We start from the raw sequence: 2,610 nt of genomic DNA, 5'->3' as shown, positions 1-2,610 counted from the left end.
AAGCCCCACAATTGCTGTAATATTTCAACCCTTGAAAAAATCTTTCCCGAATGATTAACTAACAACTCTAATAAGCTAAACTCCACACCTGTCAACCGAATGCGTTGCTCATTTTTATGAACTTGCCGCTTATTTATATCGATTTTGAGATTGCCCAGATGGATTATCCCAGAATTAGGAATAACGTTGACACTGTTTTTGTGGGAGCGCCGCTTTAGTAGGCAGACAATCCGGGCTTCTAATTCCTTGGGAGAGAAAGGTTTCGCCATATAGTCATCAGCACCTAGCTCCAGTCCAGTGATCCGATCTGCTACATCTGCCAAAGCTGTGAGCATGATAATTGGTACGTCTGATTGTTTCCGTAATTCTTGACAGACACCATAACCATCTAGTTTTGGCATCATTACATCCAGAACTATTAAATCAGGGGTCAACAGGCGAAAAGCTGACAAAGCTTCTTCACCATCACTAGCTGTAACTACACTGTAGCCAATCATTTCTAGACGCGTCTGTAAAATTCGGCGGATGCTGGCTTCGTCATCTACTACTAAGATTGTGCCTTTATTACCTGATAAGTTTCTCAACGCTGTTCCTCCACAGCGAGAACTCTCAACCATCTATTATCTGCTTATTAGGAGTCAAAACCACAAAACAGTATTGACGTACAGTCATGATCAAGAAGCGATCGCTTAATACTTGCATCTGTGCAACAGATTATGCTGGGGCATCTGCCCGAAAAAGAGATTTATATCGAAAAAGATAAATTCTTCAACAAGGGACTCGTATTTTCCATAGTTTTGCAGTACATTGTTTATTCTGTGCAATTATTAATACCTATCTTCTTGTAACTTTACTCAGACAAATTTTAAGCCAATGCCTTCGAGGGAACAGCCAATGAAAACTTCTAATAATACAGATACCAAGAAGATCATCAAAAAATCCGACAAGCTTACCCTGAGACAGATGAAGCTAATCGAGGAGGCTGAAGACCAACTTCTTCAAGCTAATACTGACAATTCTACTGCCCCTGTGGTTGAGGTTGAGGAGAAACCAGTAGCAATTTCAGAGCCTAGAATTCCTGACTATGTTCCATTCCTTGACAATCCTCCAGTACAATCTGTGGGCAATTCCGGCTGGCAGGTTTCTGATGTCTGGCGGGATATTCGGGTGGATGATTTCTGTAGTTGATGGTAGCGAAAAGCAAGCGCCCAGCGTACCGGATCGCTTCCAAAATCAAGTTCAAGTTTGATGTTCACTCTGATTAAGATATAGGTATTTGACCTCAAGGGTGTCGATACTCATGGTGCAAGACCAGATTTTGCTGAATGATTGGCATGTAATAGCCCGCTCGCAAGACCTCCAACCTGGAACAGTACAGCACAAGCGTTTATTAGGCTCAGATTTAGTACTCTGGCATAATGGCGACAAAGTTCTAGCTTGGCAAGACCTTTGCCCTCATCGTGGCGCTCGTCTTTCTTTGGGATATGTCAATAAACAGACCCTTGTTTGTTCGTACCACGGTTTAGCCTTTAACAGCGAAGGTAAATGTATACTAGCTCCAGCTAATCCAGACCAATCGCCTCCCGCACGAGCTTGTGTTAAAACTTACCAAGTTCAAGAGCGTTACGATTTGCTCTGGGTTTGTTTAGGAACACCAAAACAAGATATAGCTCCATTTTCTGAGTGGGACGATCCGGTTTATCGCAAAATTTTCTGTGGCCCCTACCACTATCACTCTAGCCCCCTGCGGACGCTGGAAAATTTTATCGATCCGGCACACTTCCCAATTATGCATTCGGGATTATTCGCCCACGCTAGTCGTCCTGAGTTGACGCATTATGAATTAGAGTCTCTTCCAGATCAGATTGGTTTCAAATGTGGTTTGTGGGAACTAGATTTTAGTTCGGCTAATCCGAAAGAAGCGCCAATGATTTTCAACACTTACCATTACCGTATCTTCCGTCCGCTAGTGGCGTACTTTAAACTCGGGCCTGGAGAGCATCGTCTAAATGTCTTCTATACAATTACGCCAGTCGATGAAGATGAGTGCGTAGCCCAATATTGGTTAATGGTAAACAGCGCCCGTGAAATTCCAGTTGAAGTCTATCTAAATATTCAAAATCAAGTTGCTAGTCAAGATATTGCCATTGTCAATTCCCAGCAACCCCGACGCTTACCTTTAAATTTGCAAGCAGAAGTACATTTACCGAGCGATCGCTATTCTATTGCATACCGTCAGTGGCTCAAACAACAGGGTATTACTTTCGGCACCATTTAGAACTTTGTTATGCTTTGCTCCCCTGACATTGTTTGTATTGTGAGTTTGCTTCCTTAGTGAAATTTTTTCAACATAATAAGTGGGGGTTCGCAGATCAAGTGAAATTGTGCCATTCTAGTCTGCGGCAAAATTTCACTAAGCCTACGATTTTAAAGTATTATTTTATACCTAAAATACTGATCTACCTGGAGAAAAGGTATTAATCGTAGTTTTAGTCGGATAAAAGATAAGGGTTACTTATTTTGTGTTGTAGTCTTGTATTACTATGTCACTTAAAGCATAATGTGAGCAAAGTTTAGATTTAAAGGATTTATGTGCTGGAGTCGATAGTC

Annotated in this window: 3 protein-coding genes; 2 read left to right on the top strand and 1 reads right to left on the bottom strand. The window is 41.7% G+C overall.

Translation table 11 applies throughout. The features are described from left to right. A partial coding sequence (locus tag V7L05_RS20735; RefSeq protein WP_335166756.1) for a response regulator occupies nt 1-617 on the bottom strand: 617 nt, incomplete at its 3' end. Nucleotides 618-894: 277 nt separating this feature from the next. Between V7L05_RS20735 and V7L05_RS20730 the strand changes: the two genes are divergently transcribed. Together V7L05_RS20730 and V7L05_RS20725 are read left to right on the top strand one after the other, a co-directional pair. Next, a complete protein-coding gene (locus V7L05_RS20730) occupies nt 895-1,188 on the top strand; it encodes a hypothetical protein (RefSeq protein ID WP_335166755.1) in 294 nt (97 codons plus the stop codon). A 112-nt stretch (nt 1,189-1,300) separates the two neighbouring features. Then, a complete protein-coding gene (locus V7L05_RS20725) occupies nt 1,301-2,278 on the top strand; it encodes an aromatic ring-hydroxylating dioxygenase subunit alpha (protein WP_335166753.1) in 978 nt (325 codons plus the stop codon). Nucleotides 2,279-2,610: the final 332 nt, after the last annotated feature.

It is taken from the genome of Nostoc sp. (assembly GCF_036917755.1).
Taxonomy (GTDB): domain Bacteria; phylum Cyanobacteriota; class Cyanobacteriia; order Cyanobacteriales; family Nostocaceae; genus Nostoc.
This window is presented reverse-complemented; position numbering and strand designations above follow the sequence as displayed.

Coding starts and splice junctions, on each gene's coding strand:
- V7L05_RS20730 (WP_335166755.1), top strand. CDS start 895: ATGAAAACTTCTAATAATACAGATACCAAGAAGATCATCAAAAAATCC.
- V7L05_RS20725 (WP_335166753.1), top strand. CDS start 1,301: ATGGTGCAAGACCAGATTTTGCTGAATGATTGGCATGTAATAGCCCGC.